The organism is Micromonospora sp. NPDC047730 (genome assembly GCF_043204765.1).
GTDB lineage: Bacteria > Actinomycetota > Actinomycetes > Mycobacteriales > Micromonosporaceae > Micromonospora.
The window spans coordinates 255,219-271,513 of sequence record NZ_JBIDCU010000002.1; the positions used below are offsets into that span (position 1 = coordinate 255,219).

Consider the following 16,295-nt stretch of genomic DNA (forward strand, 5'->3'; position numbering starts at 1 on the left):
GAGGGGTAGGCCCCAATGTTCAAGAAGCTTCTGATCCTGGCCGGCGTCGTCGGGGTGGCGGCCGTGGTCGCCAGGAAGATCAAGGCTTCCAACGACGAGCGCGCCCTCTGGCACGAGGCGACCACCGCGCCCGACCTGCGCTGACCGCACCGACCACTGCCAGCACCGGCGGCACGTCCGCCCCGGGGCCCTAGCTCAACTGGCAGAGCACTGCCTTTGCAAGGCAGGGGTTAGGGGTTCGAGTCCCCTGGGCTCCACCAGCACTTTCCTTGGTTGATCTCGGTCCCGAGTGCAACCAAGGCGGTCACGCCGTCCCCTCCTCGCTCAGGACTCGGTCGATGGCGAGGCCGCGCCGGCAGGACGTGCCCGTAGGTGTCGGCCGTCATCCGGGATAGTGGGCATTCGGTCGGCCAGGCCTCGAGGGCCCGCGGCTGCGCCGTGAGGTCGACCGGGTGATGAAGCGGCCGAAATCGGCGCGTAAGACAATCCTTCGGCGATCATGGCCGGATGGGGCAGGCATCGGAGCCGGCGCAGTCCGGGAACATCCTGCGTGGCGAGGAGGACGCTCGGCAGGCCAACTTCCTGGAACTGTTCTTCGACCTGGTGCTGGTCTTCGCCCTGCTCGGGGTCGTCAGTCGGATGGTGCCGGACCTTCTCTCGAACAACGTGCGCCAGCAGTGGCTGTCGTTGCCGTACACGATAGTTCTTGCCCTGCCGCTGCTCTGGTTGTGGACGACCACCGCGTACATCACGAGCCGGTTCGACTGCCGCAACCGCTGGATCCAGCTGCTGGTCCTGGCCAGCGCGTTCGGCCTGCTGATCATGGCGACGTCCCTGCCGTACGAGTTCGAGGCACGCGGGGCCTCGTTCGCCGTCGTGTACGTGTTGCTGCATGTTGGACGCCCCTTGCTGCTCCGGCCGCTGTTGCGGGAGCACGAGGAGGTACGGGCGCTCTACACCCGCCTGGCCCTCTGGGCGAGCGTCTCCGGCCCAATCTGGCTCTCCGGGGCGGTGATGCACGGGAACCACCGGGTGGCCCTGTGGTTGATCGCCATCACGGTGGACCTGGTCGTGGCGCAGTTCAGCTGGCCGATACCCGGCCTGCGCCGACCAGCCATCAGCGGCTGGGGGATGGCCAGCACCCGACACCTCCCCGAGCGCTACCAGCAACTGCTGCTGATCGCACTCGGCGAGACGGTGGTGTCAATAGGCGTCACCTACGCCAAACACCCCGCCACGCTCGCGACGACGGCGGCCCTGGTGATCACATTCGTCTCGTCCGTGCTGATCTGGCGGTTCTACTTCTACCGCGCCGGCCAGGTGCTGGCCGAGGCCGTCGCGATGTCGACGAACCGGGAGGTTGCCGGCCGGACGGCTGGCGCTGCCCATGTGCTCATGGTGCTCGGCATCGTCGCCGCCGCGACTGGCTCGGAAATCGTGCTGGCGCATCCTGGTGGGCGGTCCCAGTTGGCCTGGCTGGCGATCATCCTCGGTGGGCCGGCGGTCTTCCTGTTGGGCCGCATTCGGCTGGAACGGATCGTCTTCAACCGGCTCGCCCTGCGCCGGGTCGTTGGCATCGCCGCTCTTGCTCTGCTGGCTCCGCCGCTGGTCTTCGGCCCGCCACTGCTCGCCGCCAGCGCCGCTGCCGTCGTGCTGCTCGGTGTCGCCGTCGCGGACGCTCTACACGCGGCCGGCCGCCCACCGGAAACCCCGTCCCCGTCCGCGTAGCGGGGACAGTTCGCAAGAGGTCCACGGACGGTGGGGTCTCTGGCGTGTGCCGACCGTGTGCTGTCAGGGAGCGGGCCAGGATTGCGGGTGCGGCGAAGCAGCAGGCCATGCTGATCTCGCGTTTCTAAGAGCATGAGATGCGGGAGCTTTCATGGATCCTGAGACGCGGCAGGACTTCACCGCCTTTGTCGCAGCACGGTCGCATGCGCTGTTTCGGACCGCGCTGGCGTTGACCGGTCATCGGCAGCAGGCCGAGGATCTGTTGCAGACGGTGCTGGCCAAGGCGTACCGGCACTGGGGGAAGGTCCGCCATGGTCAGCCCGAGGCGTATCTGCGTCGAGCGCTGTACCGGGAGCAGGTGAGCTGGTGGCGTCGGCCGATGCGGGGCCGAGAAGTCTCTACCGATCAGCTTCCGGACCTGGCCGACACGGACCTCACCGGCCGAGTCGACCTGAGCCTGGCGTTGCGGGCGTCCCTGGATCGCCTGGCGCCGAAGCAGCGGGCGGTACTCGTGCTGCGATATCTCGAGGACCTGCCCGACGAGGAGATCGCCGACATTCTGCGCTGCAAGCCGGCGACGGTACGCAGCCAGGCTTCCCGCGCCCTCGACCGGATCCGCTCACTCTGCCCTGAACTTGACCATCGTCTAGAGCAGGAGGTTCACCAGTGACCACCCAGCTTGAGAACGCCGTTCGGGAAGCGTTCGACCAGCTCGCCGACGCGCCCCCGCCGGCGGACCTGGCTCAGGCCGCGATTCGTACGGCCGGCCGGCAGCGAACCGCGCGCCTGGTGGTGGCCAGCGTGGCCGCGTTTGCCGTGGCACTGGCCGCTGTGCCGCTGGCTATCGGCGTCCTGACCGTCCCCGGCGACGATCTGTCGCCCGCCGGGATGGGCCCGGGACCGGCCGTCAAGCCGTTCGTCGTGACGGCGTACAGCGGGGTCAACAACCCGGGAGATCCGGGGCCGGCGGACGACTATTCGCTGTTGCTCGACCCGGACACCGGTGAGTACGACAAGGTCCCGTTCAACGAGGTGGTGCCATCCCCGGACGGCAGCCAGGTGCTGGTGCACGAGGGCGACAACAGCCTGGCGCATCCGTCGAGGAGAGGGGTGCTGAACCGGGAGAGCGGGGAGGTTCGGTGGTTGCCGGGCAGCGCCGGCTACACCTCGGGTGCCAGCTGGTCGCCGGACGGTCGGCAGATCCTGATCACCAATCGGCCGAAAGACGGCCCCGGTGCTGGCTTCCTGCTTGTCGACGCCGCGACGCTGGCCGCCCGCCAGGTCGAGGTGCCCGACGTCAGCACGCAGAACACCAACGGATCGGCCTTTGTCTGGACACCCGACGGAACGGAGGTTGCCCTGACCCACTCGGTTTCTGACAGCGAGAGCGAGCCGGGCCGAGTGACTGGTATCGGCTTCTATGACCTCTCCGGCAAGCCGACCCGTACCCTCCGCGTCACCGGCGGCTCGCTCAACGAGGGCAGCGGGTTCTCACCCGATGGCAGCCGGATCGCGCTGGACAACCGGTTCGTGAGCGACCGGATCCAGATCGTGGACGTTGCCACCGGCACCGTCGGACAGGAGTTCTCCGTACCGACCGCCGGAACCGTGGTGGGCTGGTACGACAGCACGCACCTGATCGTGAAGGACTACGGCGATCGGGGCCTCACCGAACGGCCGAGCCTGAAGGTTGTCGACCTGGCCGGCAAGGTGACACAGACGGTACAGCTCGCGGAGGGATCGGACACCGCGCAGCGGGTGCATGTCGGACCATCGCTCGGTACAGCTGCCGAGAAGCTCGCGTTCTGACCGGCTGATCGTTGATCGCGAGAACGGCTCTCCCCCGCCGAGGTGCCCGGTGGCGTACCCCAAGGCGGATGCGTCGGCGGCATGGCCCACGACATCGCGTCGTGGGCCATGCCCCTGGTTCCGGTCCGCGGGTCAGGTCTGTTTCAAGCTCAACTCATGTCTCGTAGCGGCGACGCACCCGCATGAGCAGCAGCAGTACGAGCCCGGCAGCGATGAGGCTGCCGCCCATCGCGGCGAGCCTGCCGAGCGCCGGGCCGGAGATCCCCGTGTCGGTCACGGGCAGGCTCGGACGGGCTGTCCCGCCGGTCGCCGGGCAGGTCTGCGCCAGGTCGAAGGTGCCGTCGGTGCCCGTGATCACCGCTGTCGCGTTGGTGAGCGCGAACGGATTCACCAACTCCCCGGTCGAGGACAGGCCGGCGGGCGTCCTGATCCACGCCTTGTCGCCGACAATCGCCCGGTCGCCGGCGGGCGTGGTCGTGATGGTCTCCGTGACGGGGCCACCCTCCGTGGCGAACTCGATGGTCAGTGAGGTGAAGGTGCCCTGCTGCTTGGGAGACGGCAGGGCGAAGACCCAGACGTCCTCGCCCTGGAAGGGGCCGCCGCCGAGGTTCGGATCGCATCTCTGAGTGCCGAACGCGGCCGCTGTCGTGCCGACGTCCGCTGGATCGATGTTGATGGTGGTGCCGGCCCAGGCTGGTGCGGCCGGTCCGAGGCCGATCGCGGCGGCCAGGATGGTCGCTGCTCCCAGGCGGGCCAATGTCCTTATTGTCAACAAAATCACCCCGATGTGGTATTTCCATGAACACTTCGTGAAAGTGGGGCGCGACCCGCCGTCAGGTAACCACGGTCGACCCCTGCGTACCGGCTGATTGGGGGTCTTCCCCCACGGGCCCCACGGCCGTGATAAGCAGACGTGCGGAGTTGCGACGCGCGGCCCACGAGCCGGAGCCCCTCACCGGCACGTGCCGCCGTGGGACAGCGCGGTGACATCGGTGGCCGCCTGCGCTCCGCCCGGCCCGGCACGTTAGCGTCGGAGCGTGACCGGATCCCCGCGCGTGCTCGCGGCCGACAGCGGCATCGCCGAGGCCGCCTCCGTCCTGCGTACCGGCGGGCTGGTGGCCTTTCCCACCGAGACCGTCTACGGGCTCGGCGCGAACGCGCTGGACCCCCGTGCGGCCGCCCGGATCTTCGAGGCCAAGGCGCGGCCCAGCTTCGACCCGCTGATCACGCACCTCGCCGACGCGGCCGAGCTGGAGAAGCTGGTCGGGGTGGTGCCGCCGGCGGTGGCGACGCTGGCCGAGCGCTTCTGGCCGGGGCCGCTCACGCTGATCGTGGACCGGCCGGCGGCGATCCCGCCGATCGTCACCTCCGGGCTGGCGACGATGGCGGTCCGGGTGCCGGACCACACGTACGCGCGGGCGCTGATCGCCGAGGCCGGGGTGCCGGTGGCGGCGCCGAGCGCGAACCGGTTCGGTCAGCTCAGCCCGACCCGGGCCGAGCACGTGGTGCGGGGCATGGGCTCGGCCGTGGACGTGGTGCTCGACGGCGGGCCGACGCGGTGCGGGATCGAGTCGACCATCGTGGACGCCCGGGGCGAGCGGCCGGTGGTGCTGCGGCTCGGCGCGCTGCCGCTGGAGGCGCTGGAGGAGGCCGTCGGCCCGGTGACCGTACGCCCAGGCAGTTCGGGGCAGCCGGTCGCGCCCGGCACGCTGGCGGCGCACTACGCCCCGCGTACGCCGTTGCGGTTGGCGTCGGGCGGGGAGCCGCCGGCGGCCGACGGGGTCCGGCGCGGCTTCCTGGCCTTCCGCGAGCCGGCGGCGGGCGACTGGGCGGCGGTCGAGGTGCTCTCCGCCGCCGGTGACCTGACCGAGGCCGCCGCGCGGCTGTTCGACGCGCTGCACGAACTGGACGCCACCGGGGTCGGCGAGATTGTGGTCGAGCCGGTTCCCGAGGTCGGCGTCGGCCGCGCGATCAACGACCGGCTGCGCCGCGCCGCCGCCACCTGGCAGCCGGCGGACTGACGCCCGACCGGGGGCGGGCGGGGCTCGACGCCTCGCGGGCGAGTGGCCCGCGCACCCGGCCCGGTGCATGGGCCGGGGCGGCGGGGGTAGGAGAAACGGCAACAACCCCCGGAAGTGAGGTGTCATGCCAATGCCGACCGCACGCGAGATCATGACGGACGACGTGACCTGCATCCGTGCGCAGGACGACCTCAGGACTGCCGCCAGGCAGATGGCCCAGTTGGGCGTGGGGTCGCTGCCGATCTGCGGGGACGACAACCGGCTCAAGGGGATGCTGACCGACCGCGACATCGTGGTGAAGGTGCTCGCCGAGGGCCGCGACGCGGGCAGCGTCACCGCCGGTGAGCTGGCCCAGGGCGAGGCGGTGACCATCGGTGCCGACGACGACGCGGCCGAGATCCTGCGGACCATGAGCCAGCACCAGGTGCGCCGGCTGCCGGTGATCGACGGGCACGAACTCGTCGGCATCGTGGCCGTCGCCGACGTGGCCCGCTCCCTGCCCGAGCGTCCCGTGGGTGACCTCATCGAGGCCATCTCCGAGCGCGGCTGACCGCACGGCCCGACCGGTCGCCGCCCTCCGGCCCCGGCCGGGAGGCGGCGATCGGCCGCTGGGGGATCGGCCCCTTGCAGGTTGTTGCCCGACGCGCCCGGACGGCTCCGACCGGCCCGGCCGGGGTCCTGTCGAGCTGCCCCATCCATGAGACCGATGGGCGTGGCGGCCAGGTGAAGGCCACGGGCGGCCGGGCCCAGGTGAAGCTCACGGTGAGGCCCACGGCTGACGCCGACGGGCGTGAGGCGGACGGGCCTGCCCCGTCTGTGGGGGCAGCTCGACAGCGTCGACACGGAAGGGCCGACGGCTCAAGCGGCGGTCACCGCTGCGACGCCGCTTCGCCCGCGCCGCCGTCGGATTCGCCCGTATCGCCGTCGGATCGTTCCGCGCCGCCGTCGGATCGTTCCGCGCCGTGCGGGCCGGACTGCGGCAGGCGTTCCACCAGGCGGGTGAGCGCGCCGTTGGCGAAGGTCGCGCCGAGCGCCGAGCCCGTGGCGATGGTCCAGCCGACCGGGCCGAGCGGCGTGCAGCCGAAGAACTGGCTGACCCCCGGCGTCTGCACGACCACCGCCAGCGCCCCGAGCGACGCGGCGGTGGAGGCGAGCACGGCCGGGCTGGTGCCGCCGGCCAGCACGGTCTGCCCGAGCTGGGTGCCGACCAGCGACACCAGCGCGACCGTGCCCGCCCGCCGGGGCCGCCCGGTGTAGCGGGCCAGCGTCCAGCCGGTGGTGGCGCCCAGCGTGGTGGCGGCCGCGCGCAGCCCGATCTCCCGGGTCATCGTCTCGCCGAGGGAGGTGTCCGGCCCCTCCCGCAGAAGGCCGTCGGTGCGGTCCGCGGCCGGGGGCCGGATCGCGATCGCCAGCGCCGGAGCGAGGTCGGTGAGCAGGTTGACCAGGAGGAGCTGCCGCCCGGTGAGCGCCGACCGGCCGGTGGCGGCGGCGGTGAGCACGCTGAACGCGATCTCGCCGAGGTTGCCGCCGACCAGGATGCTGAGTGCGTGGCGTACCGAGGACCACATCGCCCGGCCCTCGACCAGGGTGGCGATGATGGTCTCCAACCGGTCGTCGGTGACCACCAGGTCGGCGGCCGCCCGGGCCGCCGGGGTGCCCCGCTGGCCGAGCGCGATGCCCACGTCGGCCAGCCGGATCGCCGGCGCGTCGTTGGCACCGTCCCCGGTCATCGCGACCGTACGCCCGCACTTCTGCAACGCCTGGATGATGCGTACCTTGTGCGCGGGGGTGCACCGGGCCACCACGTCCGTGGCGGCCAGCCGGGCCGCGAGGGCCTCGTCGTCGAGCTGGTCGAGTTCCGTCGCGGTGACCACCCGCTGCTCGTCGTGGTCGCTGATGGTGGCCGCGATCGCCTCGGCGGTCGCCGGGTGGTCTCCGGTGATCATGATGGTGTGCACGCCGGCCTGGCGGATCCGGCGTACGGCCGGGGCGGCGCTCTCCCGCACCCCGTCGGCGAGGGCCAGGTAGCCGAGGAAGGTCAGGTCGCGCACCTGCTCGTCGGTGACGCCGGGCGACGAGACCCGGCACTCCGCCACGGCGAGGATCCGGTGCCCCGCCCCGGCCCGGTCGGCGAGCGTCGCGTGCAGCCCGGCGCGCCCCTCGTCGTCGAGCGGCTCGTCGCGTCCCCCCGGCGTACGCCAGGCGGAGCATCGGGGCACCACCGACTCCGGCGCCCCCTTCACGCTGAGCAGCAGCAGGCCCCCGCTGCGCCCCACCGTGGCGTGGTAGCCGCGGGACGGCTCGAACGGCAGGCCGCCGACCGCCTCCCACCCGTCCGCGCCGGTCTGCTCGACCACCCCCGCCGCCTGGGCGCCGTAGCGGACGGCGCGGTCGGTCTGCTGGGCCAGCTCGTGCGGGTCGGCGGCGGCCGGGGTGGCCCGCAGGGCGGCGGCGAGGGTGGCGCGCTGACCGTCGTCGAGTCGGTCGACCGGGGCGTGCCGGCTGTCGTCGCCGACCCCGGCGAGCATCAGCTGCCCCTCGGTGAGCGTGCCGGTCTTGTCGAAGCAGAGCACGTCCACCCGGCCGAGCGCCTCGATGGTGCGTGGGTTGCGGACCAGCGCGCCGTGCTCCGCCAGCCGCCGCGCGGCGGCCAACTGGGCGGCGCTGACCAGGAACGGCAGCCCCTCCGGCACCGAGGCGACGGCCAGGTTCGCGGCGGTCGCGGCGGTCTCCGCCAGCGGCACGCCCCGCAGCAGGCCCGCGCCGGCCACCGCCACCGCCGAGCTGGCGGCCAGCGGGATCGCCGCCCGGGTTAGCCGGCCCAGCCGGGCCTCGACGCCGCTCGCCGGAGGGGCCTGCCGGGCCATCGCCAGGCTCCGCCCGGCCTCGGTGTTCGCGCCCGTCGCCACCACCACCGCCGTGCCGTTGCCGGCGGCGACGGTGGTGCCCTCGTAGAGCATCGACCGCCGGTCGGCGACCGCCGCGGCGACGACCGGCTGGTCGGTCTTGCCGACCGGCAGCGACTCGCCGGTGAGCGAGGACTCGTCGGTCTCCAGGCCGGCCGACTCCAGCACCCGACAGTCGGCCGGGACGGCGTCCCCCGATTCGAGGAGGACGACGTCCCCCGGCACCAGGTCTTCGGCGGGCAGCACCCGTTCCGCGCCGTCCCGGCGCACCCGGGCGGTCACCGCCGAGCGGGACAGCAGCTCGGCAAGCGACCGCTCGGTGTTGCGCTGGTGCACCGCGCCGAGCAGCGCGGACCCGCCGACCACCCCGCCGACCAGGGCGGCGTCGACCAGCGAGCCGAAGGTGGCGGAGAGCACCGCCCCGGCGGCGAGCACCGGCGTCAGCGGGTTGGCCAGCTCGTCGACGAAGGCGCGCAGCAGCCCGGTCGGCCCGGCGGGCTGCCCGGTCCCGCCGTTCCGGCGGCGCTCGGCCTCGGCCGTGGCCAGCCCGCCCGGCGCGGTGCCGAGCTGGTCGAGGACGGCCGAGGCCGGCATCAGGTGCCAGGCGGTGACCGCCGGCGCCGGGGTGTCCGCCCGGTCGGGCAGGCGGCGCGCCCGTACGACGCCGTGCGCGAAGGCCAGCGCGGCCGCGCCGTTCACGGTGGCGAGGGTGCGGCCGGGCAGCAGCTCGGGTGCGGCGGTGAACGCCCCCAGCGCGCCGAGGCCCGTCCCGGCCAGGGCCAGGCCGAGGTTCTGCCGGGTCATCCGGCGGGCCACCCCGGTCGCCTCGATCAGCAGCGCCACCACCCGCAGGTCGGTGCCGACCAGCAGGTGCGCACCCCAGGGCGGCAGGTCCTCCGGGGCGGAGATCCCCAGGCCGCAGTCGGCGACGCCGAGCGCGGCCCGGTCGCCGGAGGCAACCATCACCACCGCCCCGGCGAACTGCAGCGTCCGCACCGACTCGGCCAACCGGTCGCCGCCGGGCAGGTGGGCGTCGGCGAAGCCGTACCGCCGGTCGTCGTCGCCGGCCACGACCACCCGCAGGCCGGCCTGGCGGGCGGCGGTGGGCAGGGCGTCCACGCCCGGCGCGGGCTCCGGGTCGACCCGCAGCACGGCGGCGAGGGTGTCGCCGTCGGCCAGGCCGAGCAGGGATCCGCCGCCCTCGCGCAGCCGGCGGCTGTCGGCGGTGTCACCCGGGTCCTCGGCGTCCAGCGCGTCCAGCGGCCCGAGCCGCCAGCCGTCGGCGCGCCGCAGCTCCCACGGTGCGGCCGGGTCGAACAGCGTGAACGCGCGGGTCGCCACCTGTCCGACGTCCGCCCCGTCCAGCGGCGCCAGGTTCGCCAGTACGCCCCGGTCGGAGCCGAGCACCGCCGCGTCCAGCACCAGCGTGTCGATCCGGTCGAGCTCGCGCAGCACGCTGCGGTCCATCGCAATCACGCCGCGCCGGGCGAGGATCCGGCCGAGCTGCGCGGCGTAGCCCTCGCGGCCGCTGCCGGGAGCCTTCGGCAGCGCGGAGAGCCCCAGCGCGGCGGCCCGCTTCCGGCCCACCACGGGCGCGGCGGCGGCCGCGGCGGCGGCGCCGGCGGTGAGCATCCGGACGACGTACTTCTCGGCCGGGCCGTCCGGCTTCGGGCGGGGACGCTCGACCTTCGGCGTCCGGGCGACGGCCCGCTCCGGGTCCCCGGTCAGCCGTGGCTCCGCCTGCGCCCAGGCCCGGAGCTGGGCCCGCGCCTCACCCCACTGCACCACCCGCTGCGCGCCGTCGAGCACGATCCCGGCCCAGCCGCCGGTCAGGCCCTGCACGACCGCCTCGGCCAGCGGGAACAGCAGGTCGGCGCGCGGATCGGCGCGCAGGCCCCGGTCGGCCAGCGCGTGCAGCCTCGGGTGCAGGTCGACCGCGCCGAGCAGCCCGGCGACCTCCCCGGGCACCGGCGTGAACGGCAGGATCCTCGTGGCGGCGGAGATGGTCAGGCCGAGGGCGTCGGAGGCCAGCCCGCCGAGGGTGCGCGGCGTGCGGGGCCCCTCCTCGGGAGGGTGCGGCGGCGGGATCTCCGGGTCCGGTTCGTGCGGGCAGGTGCGTTCCGCGCGGGCGACGGTCGCGACGAGGTCGCGCAGGCTCGGCTCCGGCGTACCGACGGCCACGACCACCCGGCCCGACGGGGCGTTGACCCGGGCCCATTCCACCCCCGGCAGCCGCTCCAGCGCCGCCTCGACCTGCCGGGCGAGGGTGTCGCCGCCGTCCTGACAGACGCCGTGCACCTCGATGTGGTGCCGCCCGGGCCGGGACCAGACCCGACGCTTGGTCAGCCCGGCCACCCGGGCCAGCCGGGTGGCGGCGGCGCCGACGGTCCGGGACGCCTCGCCGACGACCTGCGGCACGGCGACCGACGGCAGGAGCCGGCCGGCGGCGCGGCCCAGCGAGGTCATCGAGGCGTACGACCGGACAGGCGCCGGCCAGGCCCCCCGCTGCTGCTGCTCCCGCCGTACGCCATCTCGCCTCCCACGCCTCCGCTCCGGCGCCCTGGCTTCCCGGCGGGCCGTCCGTTATGCCCTCCGAGCAGGGGAAGTTTCTCCCCACCGGCGGTGCATGGACGGCCGCGCCGGTGGAATCCCGGATCCACTGTCACCGTCATCGGGGAGGCCGGGATGAGCACACTGACGCGACAGCTCAGCGGGGCGCACGAGACGGTCCGGGCGTTCACCCGGCGGGTGGAGGTTCCGGGGCTGGGGGAGGTCGCCGTCCCGCCGCCGGACAAGCTCGCCTACTACGCGGGCCTCGGGGTGCTCGCCGCGCTCCAGGTCGTCGAGTGGCCGCTGGCGCTGGTGATCACCGCCGGCCACCTGCTGGCCGACCAGCACCTGTCCGGGCTGGCGAAGGGGCTCGGGGAGGCGCTGGAGGCGGCCTGAGAGAGGTGGGTCACCCTTGACCTCAATGCGGGTTGAGGTCGGAGGCTGACCCCATGCTGATCGAACTGCTCCGCTCCGAGTTGGTGGGCCCGGCCGACCCCCGGGTCCGCGCCCGCCACCGGCTGCCCCGTCCGGCGGGCCGGCGGTGACCGCCACGGCGGCGTCGACCGTCCCGGTTCCGCCCGCGGCCGGCCTCTTCGCGCCCCGGCTGCGGGCGATGACGGTCGGCAGCGTCGCGCTGGTCTCGCTGCTCGCGTTCGAGGCGCTCGCGGTGGGCACCGCGATGCCGACCGTCGCCCGCAGCCTCGACGGGCTGGCCCTCTACGGGATCGCCTTCGGGGGCCCGTTCGCGGCCGGCGTGCTCGCGATGGTGGCCTCCGGCATCTGGTGCGACGCCCGGGGCCCCAGGGCGCCGATGTGGCACGGGCTCGTCTGGTTCGTGGTGGGGCTGGTCGTCGCCGGCAGTGCCACGGCCATGGGCGCCCTGGTGGCCGGCCGGATCGTGCAGGGCTTCGGTTCCGGCCTGCTCTCGGTGGCGCTCTACGTCATCGTCGGGCAGGCGTACCCGGAGACGCTGCACCGGCGGATCTTCGCGGCGTTCGCCGCCGCGTGGGTCGTACCGTCGCTGGTCGGGCCGGCGCTGGCCGGCCTGATCGTGGAGCACCTCGGCTGGCGGTGGGTCTTCCTGGCGGTGCCGGTGGTGGCGGTGCCGGCGGTGCTGCTGATCCACCCCGGGCTGCGGGCGGTCGGCGCGGCCACGGCGACGACGGGACCGTCGGCCGGCGCGGCGGCCCGGATCGGCTGGGCCTGCGGGGCGGGGGTGAGCGCCGCACTGCTGCACATCGGGGGCCAGCAGCGCGGTGCCACCGCCGTCGGCCTGGTGGCCCTGGCGCTGGTCGGTCTGCTGGTCTGCGCGCCGCGGCTGCTGCCGGCCGGGTTCCTGCGGGCCGGCCGGGGCCTGCCGACGGTGATCGGGCTGCGTGGGCTGGCCTCGGCGGCGTTCGTCGGCGCCGAGGTGGTGATCCCGCTGATGCTCTCCCGGGAGCGTGGCCTGTCGCCGACGGCGGCCGGCCTGGTCCTCACCACCGGTGCGCTCGCCTGGTCGGTGGGCTCCTGGGCGCAGGGGCGGATGCCCGCGCCGCGCTCCCGGGCCACCCTGCCGAGAGCGGGGCTGGCCTGCATCACGGCCGGCATCGCCGTGGTGGCGGTCGCCGTCGCGCCGGCGGTGCCGGTGTGGGTCGGAGTGGTCGGCTGGGCCGGCGCGGGGCTCGGCATGGGGCTGCTCTACCCCTCGCTGTCGGTGCTCACCCTGGAGCTGTCCGCCCCCGGCGAGCAGGGCCGCAACAGCTCGTCCCTGCAACTGGGCGACTCGCTCTTCGCGGCGACCGTGCTGGCGCTCACCGGCGCGGTGCTCGCCGCCGGCGCGGCCCCGGGACCGGGCAGCTACGCCGGCACGCTCGCGGTGGCGAGCGGGCTGGCCCTGGTGGGGGTCCTGCTCGCAGGCCGGGTGGCGCCCGGGGCGTCCGGAGTTCGCGCGGCCGGCTGAACCGCGCATCCGGCCGGGCCCCGTGCCCGCGTCCTGCTGACCGCGCATCCGGCCGGGCCCCGTGCCCGCGTCCTGCTGACCGCGCATCCGGCCGGCCGGGCCCCGTGCCCGCCGGATGCGCGGTGGGCCGGCTCCGGGCTTGCCGCCGTCCGCCCCCGGCCGGCACCGGGGATGTGCGAATCGACCCGGGGCGGACGGCGCGACCGGGAGGATGGGCGGGCGATGAACTTCCTGACCATCCTGCCGATGGCCGTGGTGATGGTCGCCGGGACCCAGCTGGTCGCGGCGGTCTTCCTCGCCTCGGCCGACCGGCCGCGTGCCGCCTCGCTGGGCTACCTGGCCGGCGCGGGGCTCGTGGTCTCGGGCGGGGTGACGGCGAGCTGGCTGGTCACCCGGGCCGTGAAGGTCAACGTCGGGGCCGGTGGGGGCGGACGCCGCGCGGTCGAGAGCCGGATCGACGTGGTGGTGCTGGCGCTGCTGGTCGTCCTGGCGGTGGTCGTCTTCCTGCGCCGGCACACCGCGGGCACGCCGAAGTGGATGGGCGGGCTCCAGCGGGCCGGCCCCGGCTACGCGCTGCGGCTCGGCGTGCTGCTCTTCCTGGCCATGCCGTCGGACGACCTCACGATGGTCACCGTGGGGGCGAGCGCCGCCCGGCACGACCTGCCCTGGTGGCACCTGCTGCCGTTCGTCCTGCTGACCCTCGCGTTGCTGGCCCTGCCCCTGCTGGCGCTGCTGCTGCTCGGGCACCGGGCCGCGACGGTGCTGCCCCGGATCCGGGACTGGGCCCGGCAGCACTCCTGGGTGGTCAGCGAGATCGTGATCGGGTTCTTCGTGCTGCTGACGGCGGCCGACCTGCTCCGGTGAGCCGGCGCACAGCCCGTCACGCCCGTCGGGGCGGCGCCGTCAGCCCTGTGGCCGCGCGGCGGGCGCGGGACGCCGGAGAAGGAGGAAACCATGCGGGTGCTGGTCACCGGGGCGGGCGGTCGGCTCGGGCGGGTGGTGCTGCCGCGGCTGCGCGACGAGGGCTGGAGCGTGCGGGCGACGAGCCGGCGGCCGCGTACCGATCCGTCGGCGGAGTGGGTGGTGGTCGACCTGGCCACCGGGGAAGGGCTGCCCGAGGCGGTGGCCGGCGTGGACGCCGTGCTGCACCTGGCCTCGTCGCCGAACCGGGGGCGGCAGACCCACCGGGTCGACGTGCTCGGCACCCGCCGGCTGGTCGTCGCCGCCGGTCGGGCGGGCGTACGGCACCTCGGCTACGTCTCGATCGTCGGGGTGGACCGGGTCCCGATCCCCTACTACCGGCACAAACTCGCCGCCGAGCAGGTCGTGGCGGCCGGGCCGGTGCCCTGGTCGGTGCTGCGGGCCACCCAGTTCCCCGAGTTCCTCGACGGCATGCTGCGCGGCGCGAGCCGGCTCGGCCCGGTGATCGGCGACCCGGCGGTGCTCGCCCAGCCGGTCGACCCCGGCGAGGTCGCGGGCCGGCTGGTCCAGCGGCTCACGGCCGGTCCGCTGCATGGCGTCGAGGAGTACGGCGGGCCGGAGGTGATCCGCTTCGACGAGGCGGTCCGGGCCTGGAACGCCGCCCGGCGGTCCCGCCGCCCGCTGCTGCCGGTGCGGATCCCGGGGAGGGTCGGCCGCGCCCTGCGCTCCGGCGGCCTGGTCACCGAGGCGACCCCGACGGGTGCCCGGACCTGGGCCGACCACCTGGCCGACACGTACGGGGGAACCGGCGCAAGATGAACGGCCCGCGCGTTCACGTCCGGCCTACCGTGACGCCATGTTCGCCATGGTCGCCACCGTCATCCTCTACGTCGCCGGGTTCGTCTTCCTGTACGGCGTCATCCGACTCGCCATCCGCCACGCCCTGGAGGAGATGGAGGTGCGCCGGATCCAGGCCGAGCGGGCGGAGGAGTTGGCCGCCGCGCGGGACCGGACGCTGCTCCGCGAGAACGGCTTCCTCACCGGCAGTTGACCGACGTCCGACCGCCCGGTGACCGCTTGCCGGGCGGGTAGTCCCCGGGACGGGTGACCGGTCCCCGGGACGGGCCGGGCTCCGGTGGGCGGTCCGGGCGGAGCGGTGCGAGGATCGCAGGCGTGATGGGGACGCTGAAGACCGAACCCGCCCGCACCCGGCTCGACCTGCTCGCCCCGCCGGTCGCCGCCGCCATCGGGCAGTGGCCCGCCGATGCTCCGGTGGACGTCGACGACGTGCTGGTGGCGCCGATCGACGCCGAGCTGGCCGACACCGCCGCCTTCTGCGCGGCGTACGAGGTGGGGTTGGACGTGTCGGCGAACTGCGTGGTGGTGGCCGGCAAGCGCGAGGGGGTCGTCCGCTACGCGGCCTGCGTCGTGCTCGCCACCACCCGCGCCGACGTGAACGGGGTGGCCCGCCGGGCGCTCGACGTCCGCAAGGCGAGTTTCGCGCCGATGGCCGACGCGGTGGAGCTGACCGGCATGGAGTACGGCGGCATCACCCCGATCGGCCTGCCGGAGCAGTGGCCGATCCTGGTCGACTCCCGGGTGATCGCCACGCCACACGTGATCATCGGGTCCGGCGTACGGCACAGCAAGATCGCGCTGCCGGGGCCGGCGCTCGGCGCGCTGCCCGGCGCCCGCGTGGTGGAGGACCTGGCCCGACCGGCTAGCCGCTGACCGGCGTCGATACCGTTGCACGTGAAACATCGGCGTCCGGTCGGGCTCGTCGGTTCAGCCGGCGGACTCGCGGCGCCCCACCTCGGCCAGCGCGGCGAGCAGCGTCTCCGGTTCCTGGGCGCCGGTGACCGCGTACTTGCCGGCCAGGACGAAGGTCGGCACGCTGGTCACCCCGATCTGGCGGGCGGCGGCCAGCTCGGCGGAGACGTCGGCCACCCGCTCGTCGGAGTCGAGGAAGCGGCGCGCCTCCGCCGCGTCCAGGCCGACCTCGCCCGCGAGCGCGGCGAGCGCGTCCCGGGAGCCGACGTCGACCCCGTCGGTGAAGTGGGCGCGGTAGAGCGCGTCGACCGTCTCGGCGGCACGGCCGCGGTCGGTGGCCCAGGAGACCAGCCGGTGCGCGTCGAAGGTGTTCGCCGCGACCGCGCGGTCGAAGTCGAGCTTCAGCCCGGCGCCCGCAGCCACCTCGGTGACGTGCCCGAACATCTGCCGGGCGCGGTCCTGCCCGCCGAACTTGGCGGCCATCGCCTCGACCAGCGGGCGCGGCTCGGGCACCGGCGACGGGTCGAGCTGGTACGGCCGGTAGCGGACGGTCACCTCGCCGTCGTACGACTCCAGGGCCTGCTCCAGCCGACGCTTGCCGATGTAGCACCAGGGGCAGACCACGTCGGCGTAGATCTCGATCTCCAT

At 74.5% G+C, this 16,295-nt stretch carries 15 protein-coding genes and 1 tRNA gene; 13 read left to right on the forward strand and 3 right to left on the reverse strand.

Annotated elements, in window-relative coordinates; genetic code table 11:
- Window positions 1-15: 15 nt before the first annotated feature.
- The 5 genes from ACGF5G_RS06645 to ACGF5G_RS06665 all read left to right on the forward strand — a co-directional run bounded on the left by ACGF5G_RS06645 (window position 16) and on the right by ACGF5G_RS06665 (window position 3,537).
- Window positions 16-144, forward strand: coding sequence for a DLW-39 family protein (locus tag ACGF5G_RS06645; RefSeq protein WP_320068343.1), 129 nt, complete (start codon window positions 16-18; stop codon window positions 142-144).
- 40 nt (window positions 145-184) lie between these two features.
- Window positions 185-260 (forward strand) — tRNA-Ala (locus ACGF5G_RS06650).
- 247 nt (window positions 261-507) lie between these two features.
- Window positions 508-1,728, forward strand: a complete 1,221-nt coding sequence (locus tag ACGF5G_RS06655; protein WP_393259561.1) for a low temperature requirement protein A — start codon at window positions 508-510, stop codon at window positions 1,726-1,728.
- A 151-nt stretch (window positions 1,729-1,879) separates the two neighbouring features.
- Window positions 1,880-2,398 (forward strand): SigE family RNA polymerase sigma factor, encoded by a 519-nt coding sequence (locus ACGF5G_RS06660; RefSeq protein ID WP_393259562.1) that lies wholly within the window; start codon window positions 1,880-1,882, stop codon window positions 2,396-2,398.
- Window positions 2,395-3,537: a hypothetical protein gene (locus ACGF5G_RS06665; protein ID WP_393259564.1), complete on the forward strand. Its 1,143-nt coding sequence runs from the start codon at window positions 2,395-2,397 to the stop codon at window positions 3,535-3,537. Before ACGF5G_RS06660 ends, ACGF5G_RS06665 begins: the two co-directional genes overlap by 4 nt.
- A gap of 154 nt (window positions 3,538-3,691) precedes the next feature.
- Here ACGF5G_RS06665 and ACGF5G_RS06670 read toward each other — a convergent pair whose 3' ends face one another.
- Window positions 3,692-4,294 (reverse strand): hypothetical protein, encoded by a 603-nt coding sequence (locus tag ACGF5G_RS06670; RefSeq protein ID WP_393259566.1) that lies wholly within the window; start codon window positions 4,292-4,294, stop codon window positions 3,692-3,694.
- Window positions 4,295-4,574: 280 nt separating this feature from the next.
- Between ACGF5G_RS06670 and ACGF5G_RS06675 the strand changes: the two genes are divergently transcribed.
- Both ACGF5G_RS06675 and ACGF5G_RS06680 read left to right on the forward strand, forming a co-directional pair.
- Window positions 4,575-5,558 carry an L-threonylcarbamoyladenylate synthase gene (locus tag ACGF5G_RS06675; RefSeq protein ID WP_393259568.1) on the forward strand — a complete coding sequence of 328 codons (984 nt, stop codon included), beginning with the start codon at window positions 4,575-4,577 and terminating at the stop codon, window positions 5,556-5,558.
- Between the two features lie 130 nt (window positions 5,559-5,688).
- On the forward strand, window positions 5,689-6,108 hold the full coding sequence (locus tag ACGF5G_RS06680) for a CBS domain-containing protein (protein ID WP_393259570.1): 420 nt from the start codon (window positions 5,689-5,691) through the stop codon (window positions 6,106-6,108).
- Window positions 6,109-6,427: 319 nt separating this feature from the next.
- On the opposite strand, the gene ACGF5G_RS06685 is transcribed toward ACGF5G_RS06680, so the two are convergent.
- Entirely contained in the window at window positions 6,428-10,930 is a 4,503-nt protein-coding gene (locus tag ACGF5G_RS06685) for an HAD-IC family P-type ATPase (protein ID WP_393259572.1), read from the reverse strand.
- 219 nt (window positions 10,931-11,149) lie between these two features.
- Here ACGF5G_RS06685 and ACGF5G_RS06690 point away from each other — a divergent pair, with 219 nt between their 5' ends.
- The 6 genes from ACGF5G_RS06690 to ACGF5G_RS06715 all read left to right on the forward strand — a co-directional run bounded on the left by ACGF5G_RS06690 (window position 11,150) and on the right by ACGF5G_RS06715 (window position 15,608).
- The gene (locus ACGF5G_RS06690) at window positions 11,150-11,410 is read left to right on the forward strand and encodes a hypothetical protein (RefSeq protein WP_393259574.1); all 261 of its coding nucleotides are present in this window, start codon (window positions 11,150-11,152) and stop codon (window positions 11,408-11,410) included.
- A gap of 145 nt (window positions 11,411-11,555) precedes the next feature.
- The gene (locus ACGF5G_RS06695) at window positions 11,556-12,956 is read left to right on the forward strand and encodes an MFS transporter (RefSeq protein ID WP_393259575.1); all 1,401 of its coding nucleotides are present in this window, start codon (window positions 11,556-11,558) and stop codon (window positions 12,954-12,956) included.
- Window positions 12,957-13,178: 222 nt separating this feature from the next.
- On the forward strand, window positions 13,179-13,820 hold the full coding sequence (locus tag ACGF5G_RS06700) for a GAP family protein (RefSeq protein ID WP_393259577.1): 642 nt from the start codon (window positions 13,179-13,181) through the stop codon (window positions 13,818-13,820).
- Between the two features lie 90 nt (window positions 13,821-13,910).
- The gene (locus ACGF5G_RS06705; RefSeq protein WP_393259578.1) at window positions 13,911-14,696 is read left to right on the forward strand and encodes an SDR family oxidoreductase; all 786 of its coding nucleotides are present in this window, start codon (window positions 13,911-13,913) and stop codon (window positions 14,694-14,696) included.
- A 37-nt stretch (window positions 14,697-14,733) separates the two neighbouring features.
- Window positions 14,734-14,928, forward strand: a complete 195-nt coding sequence (locus ACGF5G_RS06710; protein WP_350702403.1) for a hypothetical protein — start codon at window positions 14,734-14,736, stop codon at window positions 14,926-14,928.
- Window positions 14,929-15,053: 125 nt separating this feature from the next.
- Window positions 15,054-15,608 carry a YbaK/EbsC family protein gene (locus ACGF5G_RS06715; RefSeq protein ID WP_393260645.1) on the forward strand — a complete coding sequence of 185 codons (555 nt, stop codon included), beginning with the start codon at window positions 15,054-15,056 and terminating at the stop codon, window positions 15,606-15,608.
- A 54-nt stretch (window positions 15,609-15,662) separates the two neighbouring features.
- Here ACGF5G_RS06715 and ACGF5G_RS06720 read toward each other — a convergent pair whose 3' ends face one another.
- Complete coding sequence (locus ACGF5G_RS06720; protein ID WP_393259580.1) at window positions 15,663-16,295, reverse strand: DsbA family protein; 633 nt, start codon at window positions 16,293-16,295, stop codon at window positions 15,663-15,665.